At 31.5% G+C, this 18,796-nt stretch carries 13 protein-coding genes; 7 read left to right on the forward strand and 6 right to left on the reverse strand.

All coding sequences use genetic code 11. The features are described from left to right. Window positions 1–34: 34 nt before the first annotated feature. Entirely contained in the window at window positions 35–1,621 is a 1,587-nt protein-coding gene (guaA, locus tag HA149_RS00180; protein ID WP_209111926.1) for a glutamine-hydrolyzing GMP synthase, read from the forward strand. 394 nt (window positions 1,622–2,015) lie between these two features. Here the strand turns inward: guaA and HA149_RS00185 are convergent, their stop codons facing one another. Beyond that, complete coding sequence (locus tag HA149_RS00185; protein ID WP_209111928.1) at window positions 2,016–3,887, reverse strand: acyltransferase family protein; 1,872 nt, start codon at window positions 3,885–3,887, stop codon at window positions 2,016–2,018. An 819-nt stretch (window positions 3,888–4,706) separates the two neighbouring features. Here HA149_RS00185 and HA149_RS00190 point away from each other — a divergent pair. The 4 genes from HA149_RS00190 (at window position 4,707) to mrdA (ending at window position 8,169) form a co-directional block, all read left to right on the forward strand. Next, window positions 4,707–5,420, forward strand: coding sequence for a PD-(D/E)XK nuclease family protein (locus HA149_RS00190; RefSeq protein ID WP_209111930.1), 714 nt, complete (start codon window positions 4,707–4,709; stop codon window positions 5,418–5,420). 80 nt (window positions 5,421–5,500) lie between these two features. Then, window positions 5,501–6,109, forward strand: coding sequence for a hypothetical protein (locus HA149_RS00195; RefSeq protein ID WP_209111932.1), 609 nt, complete (start codon window positions 5,501–5,503; stop codon window positions 6,107–6,109). Window positions 6,110–6,223: 114 nt separating this feature from the next. Further along, window positions 6,224–6,367 (forward strand): hypothetical protein, encoded by a 144-nt coding sequence (locus HA149_RS00200; RefSeq protein WP_209111934.1) that lies wholly within the window; start codon window positions 6,224–6,226, stop codon window positions 6,365–6,367. Between the two features lie 11 nt (window positions 6,368–6,378). Beyond that, window positions 6,379–8,169, forward strand: coding sequence for a penicillin-binding protein 2 (mrdA, locus tag HA149_RS00205; protein ID WP_209111936.1), 1,791 nt, complete (start codon window positions 6,379–6,381; stop codon window positions 8,167–8,169). Between the two features lie 24 nt (window positions 8,170–8,193). Here the strand turns inward: mrdA and HA149_RS00210 are convergent, their stop codons facing one another. Genes HA149_RS00210 through HA149_RS00220 form a run of 3 tightly spaced genes read right to left on the reverse strand, consistent with a single transcriptional unit; the run spans window position 8,194 to window position 12,330 of the window. Further along, window positions 8,194–8,718, reverse strand: a complete 525-nt coding sequence (locus HA149_RS00210; protein WP_209111938.1) for an NADPH-dependent FMN reductase — start codon at window positions 8,716–8,718, stop codon at window positions 8,194–8,196. Between the two features lie 17 nt (window positions 8,719–8,735). Continuing rightward, window positions 8,736–10,538 carry a diflavin flavoprotein gene (locus HA149_RS00215; RefSeq protein ID WP_209111940.1) on the reverse strand — a complete coding sequence of 601 codons (1,803 nt, stop codon included), beginning with the start codon at window positions 10,536–10,538 and terminating at the stop codon, window positions 8,736–8,738. A gap of 16 nt (window positions 10,539–10,554) precedes the next feature. After that, entirely contained in the window at window positions 10,555–12,330 is a 1,776-nt protein-coding gene (locus HA149_RS00220; RefSeq protein WP_209111942.1) for a diflavin flavoprotein, read from the reverse strand. 119 nt (window positions 12,331–12,449) lie between these two features. On the opposite strand from HA149_RS00220, the gene alaS reads away from it, so the two are divergent. Further along, a complete protein-coding gene (gene alaS / locus HA149_RS00225; protein ID WP_209111944.1) occupies window positions 12,450–15,110 on the forward strand; it encodes an alanine--tRNA ligase in 2,661 nt (886 codons plus the stop codon). Here alaS and speA read toward each other — a convergent pair. Further along, entirely contained in the window at window positions 15,095–17,041 is a 1,947-nt protein-coding gene (speA, locus tag HA149_RS00230) for a biosynthetic arginine decarboxylase (RefSeq protein WP_209111946.1), read from the reverse strand. The two genes, alaS and speA, sit on opposite strands and share 16 nt — an antisense overlap. A gap of 122 nt (window positions 17,042–17,163) precedes the next feature. On the opposite strand from speA, the gene ndk reads away from it, so the two are divergent. Then, window positions 17,164–17,622: a nucleoside-diphosphate kinase gene (ndk, locus tag HA149_RS00235; RefSeq protein ID WP_025932884.1), complete on the forward strand. Its 459-nt coding sequence runs from the start codon at window positions 17,164–17,166 to the stop codon at window positions 17,620–17,622. Window positions 17,623–17,625: 3 nt separating this feature from the next. Here the strand turns inward: ndk and thiO are convergent, their stop codons facing one another. After that, window positions 17,626–18,735, reverse strand: coding sequence for a glycine oxidase ThiO (gene thiO, locus HA149_RS00240; RefSeq protein ID WP_209111948.1), 1,110 nt, complete (start codon window positions 18,733–18,735; stop codon window positions 17,626–17,628). Window positions 18,736–18,796 lie beyond the last annotated feature (61 nt).

Consider the following 18,796-nt stretch of genomic DNA (forward strand, 5'->3'; position numbering starts at 1 on the left):
TGCTTTTGTAATTAAATTGAGCTAACTTTTATACATGAGTCAAACAGCTTTAAAAAAAGAACGAGATCCTTCAATATTAATTTTAGATTTCGGATCTCAATATTCTGAATTGATTGCAAGAAGAATTAGAGAAACCAATGTTTTTTCTCTTGTAGTAAGTAATTGTATTTCAATTGAGGAAATTAATGAAATTAATCCTAAAGGGATCATTTTGAGTGGAGGCCCGAATTCTGTATATGAACAAAATGCTCCTAAATGTGATGAAAAAATTTTTAATTTGGGAATTCCTATTCTTGGTATATGCTATGGAATGCAATTAATGGTTAAAGAACTTGGAGGATCTGTTATTTCGGCAACCAAAAAAGCTGAATATGGTAGAGCACCAATAAATATAGATCAAGAATCTGACCTCCTTTTTGATGTAGAAGATAAATCTATAATGTGGATGAGTCATGGCGATTCAATTAATTGTTTGCCTGATGGATTTAATAAAATTGCTCATACCGAGAACACAATCCATGCAGCAATTTCAGATGATGTAAAGAAATTATTTGGCGTACAATTTCATCCTGAAGTTATTCATTCAGAGTTTGGGATGACGGTAATTAAAAATTTTATTTATAAAATTTCTTGTTGCGTGGCTGATTGGACTACCGAAACCTACATAGAGGAAACTATTCCCAGGATAAGAGAGCAAGTTGGCAATAAAAAAGTTTTGCTTGCCTTATCAGGAGGAGTTGATTCCTCAACTCTTGCTTTTCTTCTTAATAAAGCAATTGGAAATCAGCTTACATGCATGTTTATAGACCAAGGTTTCATGAGAAAAGGCGAACCAGAATTTTTAATGAATTTTTTTGATAATAAATTTCATATTAAAGTTGAATATATTAATGCAAGAGAAAGGTTTATTGCCAAATTAAAAGGGATTACCGATCCAGAACAAAAAAGGAAAATTATTGGTGAAGAATTTATTAGAGTATTTGAAGAAGAAAGCAATAGATTGGGACCTTTTCAGTATTTAGCTCAAGGTACTCTTTATCCTGATGTTATTGAAAGTGCTGGTACTAATATTGATCCTAAGACAGGTGAAAGAATAGCTGTAAAAATTAAGAGTCATCATAATGTGGGTGGATTGCCAAAGGATTTACAATTTAAATTAGTTGAGCCATTAAGAAAACTTTTTAAGGATGAAGTCCGAAAAGTTGGAGCTGCTTTAGGTTTGCCGAATGAAATTATAAAAAGGCATCCATTTCCAGGACCAGGATTAGCCATTAGGATTTTGGGAGAGGTGAATAATGAAAAACTTGATTGTTTAAGAGATGCAGACTTGATAGTAAGAGACGAAATTAAAAAAGCAGGACTTTACAATGATATTTGGCAAGCTTTTGCAGTATTGTTACCTGTAAAAACTGTAGGAGTTATGGGTGATAAAAGGACTTATGCATGGCCAATAGTTTTACGTTGTGTTTCAAGTGAAGATGGTATGACAGCCGATTGGTCAAAAATTCCTTTTCAGATTTTGGAGAGGATTTCAAATAGAATCGTAAATGAAGTAATTTCAGTTAATAGAGTTGTTTATGATATTACAAGCAAACCTCCTGGAACTATTGAGTGGGAGTAGTTCTAAGGAGTTGATGTTCTTATAATCTTCTTATAATAAAGGGTAATGGGTGATCAGAATCATCACACAAAGGTTACAAAAAGAAATTATAAACTTCTTTCCCCAGGATTCTAAGACGACCATTTACTTCCATCATATATAGAAGTTTGAAGCGTCTCTACAGAGAAATCTTAGATCGGCACTTTAGATATGTTTATAAACTTACAAAATTAAGAATTATGGGTTTCCCTGGAAACAATTGCCCTACTTATGCTGAGTATGTTTAACAAATATTGCTATCTCAAAGACTATTTCAAAGTTTTGTAGGTTTGTAGTATCTACTGTTTTTATATGTGTCCTCAATTCTTTTTTACTTTGAAAACTAATAATGAATGAGTCGTATCGTGAATTTTGATTATTTTGATCCAATAAAATTTTCAATAGCATTGCTTACTTTCATTGCCCCGTACGAACTTAGATGATGTTCGTCTCTATACATAACTGAAAGTTGGTCATGATTTTTGCAGTATGGATCTGGGCAAAGTATAGAAAACGCATCAAGATAGGAAACTTTTGGGTTTGCTAAGAGAAATTGTTCGATTTTGGCAATAGATGCAGCGTTAGAAGCAAACCATTCGCTCTTTTTTACTTCTTTAAAACAAAAAGGAGAGATCGCCCAATAAGGTCTGTACCATTCTTCTTGGCAAGTGTATCCTTCTTTCAATCCTGAAAAGTGTGGGGTTGGGGAAATCAGAATGAATTTCATTCCTATATTTTGTGTTTGATATAAGTAAGTTTCATATTTTTTTGTCCAGTCCTTACCTTTTTTGTACTGGTCTGTATGTGCTGAAAAAATAATAATGTCATTTTTTTTGAATTCGTTTTTATATTTTCGGAGAGGTGCAAGTATATATTGATCTTTATTAATTTTCCGTCCGTTTAGTCCATATTTTCCTGGATGCATTTTCAAATTATGTTTTTTTTTGGCTGCTAAATGATCTATAACTGCTCCATAATGACCAGCATGACTATCACCTAAAAGATAAATTGTTGGGAGTAGTGGACTATTATTAATTACGATCTTTCGATTATAAATTTTCATATTCCATTTATTGTATTTGTTCCCAATAAATAATTTGCTTTTCAGTGGTTTCTCCAGAGTAATAATACCTCCGGAAAGTGGAATAATTATTCCTATACCTACTAAAAACGTTTTCCAAAACTTTTCAAACCAGTTGCCTTTACGAAGTGGTGTTTCTATATATCGATATGAAGCGATTGCAAGACCAAGAATTAGTGCGATTTGAAATGGCACTGACCACCAATGAATTCCAATAGTCCAGCGACTGATTGAAAGAACTCCCCAGTGCCAAAGATAAAGCAAGTAGGATATTAGTCCGAGATAAACAACTTTTGAGTTAGTAAAAACCTTGAATGCTGTTGTTTCTTTCTTCAAAGAGACGATAAGAAGTGAAGATAGAGCAACAACTGCAATTGTCGATGTTGTTGCCCAAGACATAGGCAAATACATTACCCCAACAATCAATGCAAGTACTAGAAGGGGTGGCGCCTTTTCAAGCAATTGCTCTATGTATTTGCTCTTCTGAAATCCAATGAAGAGTAAACAACCAAATGCCATTTCCCAAAATCTAGTTGGCATTAGAAAATATGCTGCGGGTTGGTTTATTTGATACAAATAAATAAACCCAATCAGCGAGGCAATTGTAAGTGCCCCAACTACTAGAAAAAGGTTTCGAGAACCATTCTTTGTTTGTCTTCCAAATCCAGAGAACCAAATCAGAAATGGGAATAGGAAGTAGAACTGCTCTTCAACTCCAAGAGACCAAGTGTGTGTAAATACATTCAGTTCTGTTGATTGTGCAAAGTAGTCCGTTGATTGTCTTATTAGATATAGATTTGATAATCCAAATAACGATGTAAGACCCGTTCTCAGAGATAAAATTGGATTTGGATTGAATAAGCAGATTGCAATACTCATAATCAAAACAAATACTGAAAGTGCTGGGATTAATCTTCTGATTCTTCGTTCATAAAATCCACTAATGAAATCCTTGAAGTTTTTACTCGGTCTTTGATAAAGAGATGATGTTATGACAAATCCTGAGATAACAAAAAAGATATCGACACCAAGATATCCACCCGGCAAGATGTTTTTGTTGAAGTGATTGATAATGACAGCGATTACCGCAAATGCTCTTAAACCATCAATCTCTGGACGGTATTGACTTTTTTTTGATGATTTATTGTCTTCAATATCTATTGACATCAAAACTTACTAAACAATAGTTCTTAGTTTATGGGAGTTAGTGAAATTTTTCAAAATTATTACTTATCACTTTTCAAGTTTTTAGTATCTTGCTTTTTATAACTGCCAATCCTACTTTTTAGGTTTCTATAAAATGGTTACCTCTCGTGTTTTTGATACTCTTGAAGCGACCATTCAGTTAAAAACTTAGGCAGAGATTTGTTATGTAGTTAAGCAATGTATTCCAACATTCTGTAACTCACATCTTGTTAGTAAATATTCCTCAATCTTTGAGAATGTAAGCAGTATTTGTTTTGGACGTTTTTGTTTTGTTGCTAGTGTGTTGTTTTTGTAATAGATGTATTGTTTTAGTGAGTGGATTCAAGTTGGGAGTATGGATAACGTATCTATTACTATGTACAAGATTTATGGGTCTTTTAGAGGGCAAACTGGAAGATCACTATGCTCAAAATCTATATGTTCCCACTTGTCAAACTCGAGTAATGATAATGACTTATTCACATAATGGATTCTTTTCTTGATTTCTCCAAAGTTCTTTTTATCTACACTCTGTTTACTCCATGATTTCTCTGTAGAAAAACATCTTATAGTTCTATGATTTCTTTATCTTAAGATAACTATTCCATCACACATTCGTCACACACCAATTTACTTGTGATACTATAAGTTCAACTCTTCAGTGATGCTAGTCACTTTCAAGGGTTAAAATATCGAATTTACCAATGGGACTACTGAGCAGGAGTAAGTGAACAATTTTTCTAAAAAATTTAAGACTTTTATTTTATGTAAGAAATACTTTTTAATGAGATATTAATTGTAATGAGCGGAATTTTAAAATTAAGTCGATCTACTGTTGAGAAATATCTTAGTTGTCCAAGATGTTGTGTACTTGATAAAAAATATCAAATAAAACCACCATCATTACCATTTACTTTAAATATTGCTGTAGATAATTTATGTAAAAATGAATTTGATTACTACAGAAAAATTCAGGCGCCACATCCTTTATTTATTGAACATGGGATTGATGCTGTTCCTTTCAAACACAAAGATTTGGAACTTTGGAGAAGTAATTTTCAAGGTATAAGATATAAGTCAATTGAACATAATTATGATTTTGGTGGAGCTGTGGACGATATTTGGCAGAAAAAAAATGGTGACCTTATTATTATTGATGTAAAAGCAACATCTAGAAATAATTTTGATTGGTCTGAAACTTTTAATAAATACGAATATGCAAAAGCTTATAAGAGGCAATTAGAAATGTATCAGTGGTTATTTAAAAAAAACGGTTTTCAAGTCGCCAAAGAAGCTTATCTTTTATATTTCAATGGAAAGAAAAATGAAGAGTTATTTAATAACCAATTAAATTTTGACGTTCATCTTATTAAATTAGATTGCTCTACTTCATGGGTAGAAAAAAAGATAATTGATACGGTTAATTTATTACGTTCGGATGTTTTCCCCAAACCTTCCTTAAATTGTGAGTACTGTAATTATTTAAAGAAGCGTTGGCAGTTATCCATAACTTAATATTCATAGGAAATTTTTTCATATTTCTGGAAAAATAGTGAAAAAAAGATAATCTTTAATTAGATTATTTATTTAGACTTTTGATAAAATCGAAAAATTCTGAAAGAAAGATAACTAATCATCTCCAACAAGATGTAGTCAAAGTATCTGGTAAAACAATTTTTATTAATCCTTTTTTATATTGGCGCAGATTTGACGAAAATACTAATAGATGGCTTAGAGAACCTGGTCAAATGTCAGAGGATCAAATTTCACCAAACAGGAACCGTTTTTATCCAGAAATAGAGTGGGCTGATTTAAGTCATGAGCAAAAGCTTATAAAAGATGCAACTGTTGAGATGTTTTTAAAAACTCTTGAATTGATAAGTACTTTTCATCCTTATCTTAGTTCCGGACAATTATTAGAAGTAGAGAGAAAAATGGCGATTATAAAAAAAATTCCTTTCGAAAAGTGGGTAACAAAATCTTTCGCGAAAAAAGCGAGATTATTAGAAAATGAAAAAAGAAAATTTCAAAGAGAAAGATTTTTTAGTAGTTGGAGGGAATGGTTTAGTCTTGTAAATACTCAACAAGCCATTTTGCCGTTAATCGTCACAATATTTATTTCTTCATTTATTGGATGGTCTTTAGGGATATCAAAGAATAGTTGTAATCCTTATTTTGAACAAAATATAGATCAACTAAATTAATTTATTTTTGATATTTTTTAAACTATCTAAGTTAATATAAATTTGAAAAAATACCTTTCTTTTTTAAGATTAGATTATATTAATTGAAATGATTGCTTAAAAAGCTTAAGTTTTATGAGTGGAAATTTTAATTCAAATAATATTGTAAATGACGAAATTAATTTGAACAATGAAGATAGTGATTATAAAGATTTAATCACTAGACTTAAAGAGATAAAATCAATCATTGGTTTATTGGAAAAAACAATATTTAAATAAATTTTATATTTTTGATAAAAACAAGTCCTAATAAAAAACTTATTTCAATAAAGAGACAATCTTTAGTCTTACTTATTTTTTCTTCTATTTCGTTTCTATTGATTCTATTTAGGTTAATTTTTTTACAACTTTTAAATTATGAATCTTTTAAGAAGATGTCAGATGAGAATAGGATCAGACTTATTGCTTCACAGCCAATACGCGGAAGAATACTAGATAAAAATGGTTATGTTTTAGCAGATAGTAGAGTTAAATATTCTTTGATAATAAAGCCTCAATCTGTTAATAAAACCAATTGGGAAAGACATAAATCAAGTATTTCTAACTTGTTAAATATTGAAAGTAATGAAATTCAAAAAAAATATTCTGATGGTCTAAAAAATCAAAAACTTTCAGTAACTATTCTTGATGATTTAAATGTAGATCAATTAATAAAATTCAAGGAAAATGAAGGTGATTTAATTAGTTTTGAAATAGCTACCAAATTAATTAGATATTATCCTTATAAATCCCTTGCTGCCCATGTAATTGGTTATACTCAGCCAATTACTGAATCAGAATATAAATTCTTATCTAAGAAAGGTTATAAATTAAATGACTTAATAGGAAGAACAGGAATTGAATATGTTTACGAAGATTTTATAAGAGGGGAATGGGGTGGAGAAATGGTTGAAGTAAATTCATTAGGAAAATTTCAAAGATCATTGGGTATAAGACCTCCAGTACAAGGGAATGATATTGAATTAACAATAGACCTTAATCTGCAATTAGTTGCTGAGAAAGTTCTTCAAGATAAAAAAGCTGGAGCGATAATAGTAATGGATCCAAGAGATGGTGCAATAAGAGCGATGGTAAGTAAGCCTAATTTTGATTTGAATTTTTTTTCAAAGGATTTTAAGCCTGAAAAGGAATACAATAATATCTTTAATTCTCCTGAAAAACCTCTTTTTAATAGAGCATTAAATGCTTATGATCCAGGAAGTGTTTGGAAAATTGTAACAGCATTAGCGGGCTTGGAAAGTGGAAAATTTCCTAGAGATACAATGTTAGATACCAAACCATGTATAACTTATGGGAGTCAATGCTTTAGAGAGCATAATGATTTAGGCTTTGGAGTAATAGGTTATGAAGATGCTTTAAGAGTTTCTAGTAATACATTTTTTTATCAGGTAGGTTATGGAGTAGGAGTTGATGAAATTCATAAGATCTCCCGAAAGCTTGGTTTTAATTCTTTATCTGGAATTGAAATTTCTGAACAAGAAAATATAGGATTAGTAGCTAGTAGTGAATGGGCTAAAGAAGGTAGAGGATGGGGGCAGCCAGGAAGAACTCCTTGGGTTCCAGAAGATATTGCGAGTATGTCTATTGGGCAAATGGTTGTTCAAGTAACTCCAATTCAAATTGCTAGAGCATATTCAGCGATTGCTAATGGAGGTTATTTAGTAACTCCTTATTTAACTCAAAAATATAGAGAATCTTTGCCTGATAAATCAAGAATTAAACTTGATATTGATCCAAAGCATATCCAGTTATTAAAAAATGGTTTACGAAAAGTTGTTGAATCTGGAACAGGTGTAGGAATTAATACTGGAGTCACTAATATGCCCCCAGTCTCTGGTAAAACGGGAACCGCTGAAGATTGGAAGACTGGTTTGGACCATGCTTGGTTTGTATGCTTTACTCCATCAGAGGCAAGTGAACTTCTAGTTGTCGCTTTTGCCCAAAATACACCAGGTGGAGGGTCAGTTCATGCACTTCCTATGGCGAAAGAAATTCTAAAAGTTTGGAATAAAAATAATTGATAAGAAGTTTTCAATTACAAATTTTTATGTTTTTATTTTTTTCATTTGTAGAAGTCTTTGAATAATATCTTCAATAGTTTTTGTATCTATTGGTTTACTATATGAGGACAAAAGTTGTCTTCCTAATACCTGACTTCCTAAATGCACTAATTGAATGCGTAATGAGGTGAGTAGCTCTAAACCTACTCCACCAGAGAATGTAGCAATTGCGATTGGTTGACCATTAAATAAATTCCTAAAGTCATCTCCTGAAATAGATAACCAAGCTATAAAGTTTGAGAGAATAGGGGGAATAGATCCATTATATTCAGGAGCACAAATCACCCACTTTTCTATTGCGAAAAGCTTTTTTTTTAATTCTTCTATTACAACTGGGATATTATCTTTGCTGTGAATTCTTGGATTAAATAACGGAATATCAAGAGTCGTAAGATCTAATATCTCAGAACTTATTTTCAGTTCATTACTTTTTTCAAGGAATTTTTCAGAAAGTTCTAGATTTTTTCCACAACTAGCAGTAATGATTATAAGATCTTTTGATTCAGTCATAAATTAGATAAATAAATTTAATAGCTAGCACCAGTTTTACGGTGATGAACTGCTGTCAGACTATCGGATTTTAGTATATTACCGTGTAGTACTTCAGCGTATATTACCCAATGATCTCCACATTCCATTCTCTCTTTTACTGAAGCGTCTAACCACGCTAAAGATTCAGGAATGATTATTTGTTCATTAGGAGTTAATTCAATATTTAAACCTTCAAATCTATCTTCGCCTGGCGCAAAGGGTTTTGTGAATCTTTTCAAAGGTTCTTTAAAATCTTTTTCACTAAGAATATTTAATGCGAATGAATCTCCTATTTGCAGGAGAGACTCTACCGATCTATCTTTTGCTACTGCAATACTTAACCCCGGAGGAGAAAAACTTGCTTGACTAACCCAGGATGCAAGCATAGCTCCTTTAATATTATTCTCATCTTTGCCCTTAGAGGCAGTTAGAACGCAGAGTGAGCCAATTACTCTTCCAAGAGCTTGTAGCTTTGGATTCGTTTTGCTTGTAATCATTCCAGTATCAGACTTTCTAGGTTTTGTTTTTACTTTTTTTAAAATTTTTCTTCCAAAATGAGTTCCTATTTCTTCTAGCTCTTTAATCTTTGGTTTATTTGGACTGAATTTAATTCTTATAGGGTCAAAACTAAACTTAAAACCACCGTCTTTTAATTTTGTTTCAAGTAAATCTATAGCTTCGCCGCTCCAGCCAAAACTGCCAAAAATTCCCACTGGCTTATCTCTATTGCCCTCTGCTAACAATGTTCCTAGTGCACTAACTATTGGAGTTGGTGCGTGACCACCCAATGTGGGAGAGCCTATTAAATATCCATCAGCATTTTGGATAGATTTTATAAGTACATCATTAGGTGTAAATTCACAATTAATACTTTCAACTTCTACTGAGGTTCTATTTATCCCTTTAGCTAATGCATCACCTATTGAGGCTGTATTTCCATATGCACTAGCATATATCAGAGCGATCTTAGGATTATTTGTTGAGAGATTCTCTCCCCATCTAATGTAGTCATTCAAAAAGCTTTTTAAGCTATATTCGATCGCGGGTCCGTGTAATGGCGCAATAGTTTTAATGTCATAATCTGCAATTTTTTCAGTTATTGATACTACTTGATTAGACATTGGTGCCATCAAGCAATCATAAAAATGTTTCCTATCAATTTCTGTACTAACTCGATTTGTTTCAGACCAATATTTAGATGCAATGTGTGCAGAGAAAATTTTTTCACTAATAAGTATTTCTTGATTACGTTCATAAATTATCAGGCCACCAGGCCAACGTGCTGTTGGAATAGGAATTAACTCTAGTGAAATGTTGTCTAATTCTAAATTAAGTTCTTTTTTAATTATGTTTATTCCAGGTAATTGAATTTCAATAAAGTTATCTAAGGTAGGATTTCTTTGATTCCAAAGTTCGCTAATAAGTTTATAACCTGGATTAGAGCAAGTAATAGTTGTGTTTTGAAATTGGGTACTTATATTTTTTAAAGTTTCAATAATTTGGGGATTAATATGGCCAGAAATGAAGTTGATTTTATCTAATCTAAATTCATCGCAAAACCTAGAAATTACTTTACTAAATGAATTTAAATATTGTTTTTCAGGTGGATGAATAATAAAAAGTTCCTCATGACTTCTAATGAAGAAAGTATTAAAAGAGGTTCCTTTTTCAAGGTTAAATTCAAGTTCAAATCTTTCTTTATTTTGATCTAAGAATCTTACGCAAGAAAAATTTTCGGTAATTTCAAATTCTGAAAAGTTTTGATTTTTTGCAAGTAAGCCTATATTAATATCTGACATTTTAAAGACTTATTTTCTAATAGTGATTAGCAACTTTTCTGTGATGAACTGCTGTCTTACATGATAAATCAGAAACATTACCATTTTCAACAATTCCATATATTATCCAATGGTCTGGAGTCTCCAGTCTGGAACTAACTTTACAATCTAAAAAGGCGAGTGAATCTGAGAGAACTGGTCCTCCTTCAGCTATGTTGCTAATTACATCTACATCTGCAAATCTATCAGCTCCAGGGGCAAATCTCTTTAAAAAATGTCTGAACATTTTTTGATAGTTATCTTCTCTCAAGATATTCACTACAAAACCTTTCCCAACTTGCATATATGATTCAATAGCCCTATCTTTTGCCACTGCAACTGTAATACCTGGTGGAGAAAAGCTTGCTTGACTAACCCAACTAGCAACCATTGCACTTTGTCTAAATGTCGAGCCTTCCCCTTGGCTCGCTGTAACTACATATAATCCTCCACTTAATCTACCTAACGCTTTATCTAAATTTGAATCAAGGCTCTTCATAGAGGCTATATTCTTCTTTTTATTGATCAATTGACCCAAGTCAGTTCCAGCTTCTTCGAATTGTTGATAAACAATGGGATCTGGGATATTTTTAACTCTTAAAGGGGAAAAAGCTTCTTTTTGACCAAGTTCTCTTAATTTATTTGCTAAGGAATCTATTGGTTCATCATTTCCACCAAATGCATCATAGACAGCAGTAAATTGTTTCGGTTTTAGTCCTGCAAATAAAGTACCGAGAGATTCTTTTAATTCATTATCTGAGTCTACTGGCCATGTAGGAATGACTACTGCTTTTGATTCGGAAATCAAACTTGTTAATTCTTGCGGGTCAGAAGATCTTAAATCAATTAATTGAACCTGTGCATCCGCTTTACTTATTCCATGAGATATCGCTTGACTTAGTCGATCACAATAACCATAGTCGCTGATATAGCAAACTGAGACAAAATCATTACCTTTGCTTTTATTGCTACTCCATTCGAGATATTTTCCTTTCCAAAAATTGACCTGATTATGGAGCAAAGGCCCATGACCAACAGCTATTGTTTTTAATTCAGGTAGCTTATCTATTCTTTTAATTGCCTGCAGAACGCTTCTAGCGTTTGGACCCATAAGGCAATCGTAATAAAAACGGAAATCATCGTATATTTTTTTTTGATCAGTGTCAAAAAATTCGTCAGAGCAATAATGAAGTCCAAATGCATCGCATGTATAAAGAACATGTGTGCTGTGATCATATGAAAATATGGTATCTGGCCAATGTAAATTTGGTGCACTTATAAATTCAATATTATGTTCTAAACCGCTATTAGGATTAGTTCCTAGATTTAAAAACTCTCCACTCTTAACCTCTAAATGCTTAAAGGGAATATGAATTTGGTCTTCAATAAATTTAAGGGCTAATTTTGATCCAACTACTGTGATATTTTGGTTTAACTCTAAAAGATTACCTATTAAACCAGAATGATCAGGTTCTGTATGGCTTGTAATTAGATAATCAATCTCTTGCGGATTTACCTTTTTCAGTAATTCTTCAAACCATAATTCTTCGAACTTTGCATGACTAGTATCAATAATTGCTATTTTTTCGCCTTTAATAATAAAACTATTGTAAGTAGTTCCATTTCTTAGACCAAATTCAATATCAAATCTACTGCGATCCCAATCCAGAGATCTTATGGCACAAGAATCATCAGTAAAGTTTTGAGATTGTACTGTCAACTTGTTATTTATTTGTGCCAATTTAGAATTACTTGTCTGGGCAGAGGCTATCATAGAATAATTCGCTTTATAAAATAACTTTAGTTATATAGAATATAGATCCGCGTGATCATTTTTGCGAAATAACCGAAATTATGCTTTTCTTTAATTTTTATTCTTCTTATTCTGGATAAATGACATCTCAATTAATTAAAAAAATAGTTACTGGAGATGAGATAAGAAATGCTTTTTTAAAATTTTACAGTGAAAAATTACATAAAATCATTCCAAGTGCATCTTTGATTCCAGATGATCCTACGGTTATGCTCACAATTGCTGGAATGCTACCTTTTAAACCAGTCTTTTTAGGTTTAAAAGAAAGACCATCAAAAAGGGCTACATCTAGCCAAAAGTGCATCAGAACAAACGATATAGACAACGTTGGAGTTACAGCTAGACATCACACTTTTTTTGAAATGCTTGGTAATTTCTCTTTTGGAGATTATTTTAAACGAGAGGCTATTCAATGGGCTTGGGAATTAGTTACTATTATTTATCAACTTTCTGTTGAAAATATAATTGTGAGTGTTTTTCAAGAAGATGAAGAGTCTGCAAAAATTTGGAGAGATGAAATTGGTATTCATCCGGATAGGATAGTGAAACTAGGTGAAAAAGATAATTTTTGGTCATCTGGCACAACAGGTCCATGTGGACCTTGTTCAGAACTTTATTATGATTTTCATCCTGAACTGGGTCTGCAGAATATTGATTTAGAAGATGGAGATCGTTTTATTGAATTTTATAATCTTGTTTTTATGCAATATAATCGTGATCCCAATGGAAAATTGACAGATTTAAAATTTAAAAATATTGATACAGGAATGGGTCTTGAAAGGATGGCTCAAATACTACAAAAAAAGCAAAATAATTATGAGACAGATTTAATTTTTCCTATTATTCAAAAAATTTGTGAGATTGCAAATATTGATTATTTTTCTTCAGATGATAAAAACAAAATTTCTTTAAAAATCATTGGTGATCATACAAGAGCTGTTATTCATTTAATTTCTGATGGAGTATCAGCAAGTAATCTCGGTAGGGGATATATATTAAGAAGGCTTATTAGAAGAATGGTCAGACATGGCAGATTATTAGGTATAACAAATGAATTTTTACCTCATATTGCTACTGTCGGAATTAACTTAATGCAAAATAATTATCCTGATTTAAAAAATAATAATGATTTAATTTTGAATGAGATAAAAATTGAAGAAATAAGATTTAGGGAAACTCTTGAAAGAGGAGAGAAATTGCTAGATGAGTTAATTTCTTCAGGGCAGAAATTAATTTCTGGTTTTAAAGCTTTTGAACTTTATGATACTTATGGATTTCCTCTAGAACTTACTGTAGAAATTGCTGAAGAACATAGTATCAGTGTAGATGTAAAGGGTTTTGAAGAAGAAATGAATGTACAAAAAGAAAGAGCTAAAGCTGCTTCAAGTAATATTGATTTGACATTAGAGGGATCATTAGAGCGAGAAATAGATCTTTTTAACAAAACTGTTTTTAATGGTTATAAGTCACTCCTTTCGGAAGCTGAAATAAAGGGTATATTCTTGGATTCAACATTAGTTAAGGAAGCAACTGAAGGTCAGAAAGTTTTAATTGTTCTTGATCAGACAACTTTTTATGGAGAATCTGGCGGGCAAGTTGGTGATATTGGAACGATATTTTCAAACGATGTTGATGTCTTGGTTGATAATGTCATGCGAAAGAAAAATGTTTTTTTACATTATGGAACGATCAAAAAAGGAAAATTAACTATTGGACAAAAAGTTAAGACTAATGTTAGCTCCTCTAATAGAGCTAAGGCTGCTGCAAATCATACAGCTACTCATTTATTACAATCTGCACTTAAATCAGTTATTAATGAAAGTGTTGGACAGAAAGGTTCATTAGTAGCCTTTAATAAATTACGATTTGACTTTAATTCCTCTAATCCTATTTCTAAAGATCAAATTTCTAAGATTGAGACTTTAGTTAACTCTTGGATTATGGAAAATCATGCCCTAGAAATAAAAAATATGTCTAAGAGTGAGGCTCTTGAAAAGGGCGCAGTCGCCATGTTTGGAGAAAAATATGATGATGAAGTACGCGTCGTTAATGTACCAGGAGTTTCAATGGAACTTTGTGGTGGCACACATGTTAAAACTACATCCGAATTAGGTTCTTTCAAAATAATTAGTGAGGAAGGAATCTCAGCTGGAGTCAGAAGAATCGAAGCATTATCAGGCCAATCAGCATTAGACTATTTCAGTGATAGAAATGCATTAGTAAACCAACTAAGTGATTTGTTAAAAGCAAATCCTAATCAACTTTTTGAAAGGGTTAATAATTTGCAAGCAGAGCTTATTAATAAGAATAAAGAGATACAAAAAATGAAAGATGAAATTGCATATTTTAAATACTCTTCTATAAAATCATCCGCAGAAATAGTAAATTCTTTTTCAATTTTAGTAAATCAGATTGATGGCTTAGATGGGAATTCTTTGCAATCTGCAGCACTTAATTTAACTTCTCATTTAGGAAATAAAGCAATAGTGATTCTTGGGGGAATACCAAATCCAGAAAATAGAAAGTTGTTATTTGTAGTTTCTTTAGGTGATGATGTAGTAAAAAAAGGATTGCATGCAGGTAAATTAATTAATGAGATTGCAAGAATTTGTTCAGGAGGTGGAGGAGGAAAGCCTAACTTTGCTCAGGCAGGTGCTAAAGATATTGATAAGTTAAGTGATGCTTTAGATTATGCTAAAAATTATTTGCAAAAAACATTAGCTAATCATTCTGATAAATAACTACTTTTTCTGAGACTAATTTCGATTTGATCCATTAATTTCCTTGCTTCTTCAATAGTTAATTTTTTTTGATCAATTGCTGATTCAGTATTAATTCTTATAGATTCAACCAAAGAAGCTGAACTGTAATCTAATAATTGTAAAATTTCAGATTTACTGTCCTCTTTAATAATATTTCTGACCTTATATGAATTATCTTGATTTATGTCTATATGAACAACGTTGGTATTGCCAAATAAATTATGCAAGTTTCCTAATGCTTCTTGATAGGCTCCAGTCATAAAAATTCCAATTAGGTAATCTTTATCTTCTTCTGGCTTATGCAAATTTAGTAGTGATTTAATTTTTCCATTATCAATAAAATTATTTAGTTTCCCATCTGAATCACAAGTTAAATCTGCAAAGTTGCCTTTGCAGAACGGCTCCTCTAAGTGCCTATGTATTGGTACTATTGGAAAAATCTGATTTATTGCCCAGCTATCAGGAATAGATTTAAAGATAGATAAATTTGCATAATAAGTTGATGCAAGAGTTTCTGTAATTTCAGATAAATCAGGGTGATTGATTTCATCATTATTCAGGTTATTAGAAATTTCTTTTGCACAAGCCCAAGTAAGTTCTTCGGCATAAGCTCTTTCTGCCAAACTTAAAAATCCTAATCTAAAAGCGACTAAGCAATCTTCTTTAAACTTTTTTGCATCATTCCATAGTTCAATTATTTGAGATAAATTTATTTTTTTATTTTTAAGTTTTTTTAATTCATAGAAAGTATCAAGTAAATTTGAAATTATTAATTGTTGATTTTTTTTATCAAAAATTTTTAGTTTGGAACTGACATGACTTGTTCCTAAGACATTAAAAATTAAAACTGAACAATGACTAATTATTGCTCTTCCACTTTCTGAGATTATGGTTGGATGCTTTATATTATTTAATTCACATGAATCCTTAATAGTTGCAATTACATCGTTAGCATAATTTTGGAGAGAATAATTAGTAGAAGTGTTGGATGAGGTTTTAGTTCCATCAAAATCTATTCCTAATCCACCCCCAACGTCGATATATTGCATTGGGGCTCCTAGTTTGCATAGTTCAACATATATTTGACTCGCTTCTTGTAATGCGTCTTTGATCACAGCAATTTCACTTATTTGACTGCCTATATGAAAATGGAGCAATTTCATTTCGTTGATAAGATTTGCTTCTTTTAGTTCTTTTATTGTCAACATAATTTCTGGGATTGATAATCCAAATTTGGAATTATCTCCAACAGATTTACCCCACCTACCACTACTTTTACTTGATAACTTTGCTCTAATTCCTATCAATGGAGTCGCGTTAAGTTCTTGAACTGCTTGAATAATTCTTTTTACCTCGTCTCGTTGTTCAATAACTATTATTGGATTTTTACCGAGTTTTCTGGCCAAAGTAGCAATCTCAATATATTTTTTATCTTTATATCCGTTGCATATTAATAATGAATTTTGGTTTTCAAGAAGTGCAAGGCCAATTAATAGTTCTGATTTACTTCCTACTTCTAAACCAAAATTCCATTGGCTACCAAACTCTATTATCTTTTCTAGGACATTTTTCTGTTGATTACATTTGACAGGAAAAACGCCTTGATAAATGTTCTTATATTTATAGGTTTTTATTGCTTTTAAAAAAGAGTCATGTAATGCATTTATTCGATCTTTCAAGATATCATTAAATCTTATGATTAATGGAGGATTTATTTCTCTACTCTTAAGTTCTTTGACAAGCTTAAAAAGATCAATCTTATTTTCAGATTTTATATCTTTAGTTACTGATATATTTCCTTTGGAATTTATAGAAAAATATTTATCTCCCCATTTGTCTATGTTATAAGTCGAAATACTATCTTCAATAGTCCAAATATTCTTTAATTTTTGCGGCTCAAAATTGGTCAATTTATGTCTTAGTGATTAATAAATGTTTTTGAAAATAACTTAAAACAATATCTTTTATTTTAATGATTACTTGCCAAGTTACCACCCAAAAGTTGAATATACATAGAGTGATTATTAACTAAATGACTAAAGAGAGAACCTTTATTGCAATTAAACCAGATGGAGTTCAAAGAGGATATGTTTCTGAGATTATTGGCAGATTTGAAAAAAAAGGATTTAAATTGGTTGGATTAAAGCAATTAATTCCTTCAAAAGAACTTGCTCAAAATCATTATGGAGTACATAGAGAAAGACCCTTTTTTGGTGATTTAGTAGACTTTATTTCAAGCGGCCCTGTTGTAGCAATGGTGTGGGAAGGCGAAGGAGTTATTTTGAGTGCTAGAAAACTAATAGGTGCAACAAAACCACTAGAAGCAGAGCCTGGAACAATTAGAGGTGATTTAGCTATTGATATTGGGAGGAATATTATTCATGGTTCTGATGGGGAAGATACAGCAAAATTTGAAATTGATCTATGGTTTAACGAAGAGGAATTATGTGAGTGGGAAACTTCTGATTCGAAATGGCGATCTGAAAATTAAAATTTAAATCGCAAATCTATCTAAACTAAATTTTTCTAAAAAGCTTTTCTCAATTTCTTTGAGATTTTTATTTTGAACTATTTTCAAAAGAAGATCACTTGTTATTGCAGAAAATAAAACTCCATTTCTGTAATGTCCTGTAGCTATATAAAGATTATCAATTTTTGATTTTCCAATTATTGGTTTTAGATCTGGTGTGCAAGGTCTAAAGCCCCACCAATGTTCCATTTGTGGCCAATTAATAGCTTCTGGCAATAAAGAGCGAATGCCTTCTTGCAGTTGTTTTATTCCATTAGGAGTATTACCTTGATTAAATTTTGCATCTTTTTCAACTGTCGCTCCAACTATAATAAGTCCATCATCACGGGGAACTAGATAAGTTTTTGGACCAAAAATAACCCTTTTCAAAAAATTTGTTGGACCTTGTATTGATAGCATTTGTCCCTTTACAGGAAAGACTGGAATCTTATTAAAAATTTTTTTACTCCACGCACCGCTGCAAATAATTGCTTTTTCGCAGTTAATTTTTTTTATTTCCCCAGTGGCACATAAAACTGTTGCACCTGTAATTTTGTTTTTTTCGAATGTCAAATCCTCTACTTCTGATCCCTCTTGAAATTCGACTCCATTCAAGGAGCATGCTCTCTCAAGAGCACGCATCAGTTTTCTTCGGTTATCTATTTGACCATCTTGTTCAAAAAGTAAACCATGTTTCCAAATAGAATTCATTCCATTGATTTCTGTTTGAAGATCTTTGTGATTTAAATATTTTCCATATTTATAAGTGGGAAACTCTTCAAGATCTTCTTTGTTTTTAAAAGGAACTACTATGCCACATTTTTTTAAACCGCATTTAATATTACTATCTTGTTCAATACTTCGTATCCACTTTGGAATTAGATTTTGACTTTCTTTGCCAAATTTTAGTAATTCATCTTCGAGCCCTTCGGCATGAGTAGCTAACATTCCTGCAGCAACAAATCCAGCTGATTCATTTCTGTTTTTGCTTAAAACTAAAACTTTGAAGTTATTTCTAGAAAATTCATAAGCAATTGATAAACCTAAAAGTCCACCTCCAATTATTAATATTGAATTTTTGGTTTCTTGTGCCATTTAAAAATTAATATTTTTATTTGTGTTTTGGTCCTCTTTTCCTTTATATCCAATAATATTA

Origin of the sequence: Prochlorococcus marinus XMU1406, from assembly GCF_017696055.1 — a bacterium.
GTDB lineage: Bacteria > Cyanobacteriota > Cyanobacteriia > PCC-6307 > Cyanobiaceae > Prochlorococcus_A > Prochlorococcus_A marinus_W.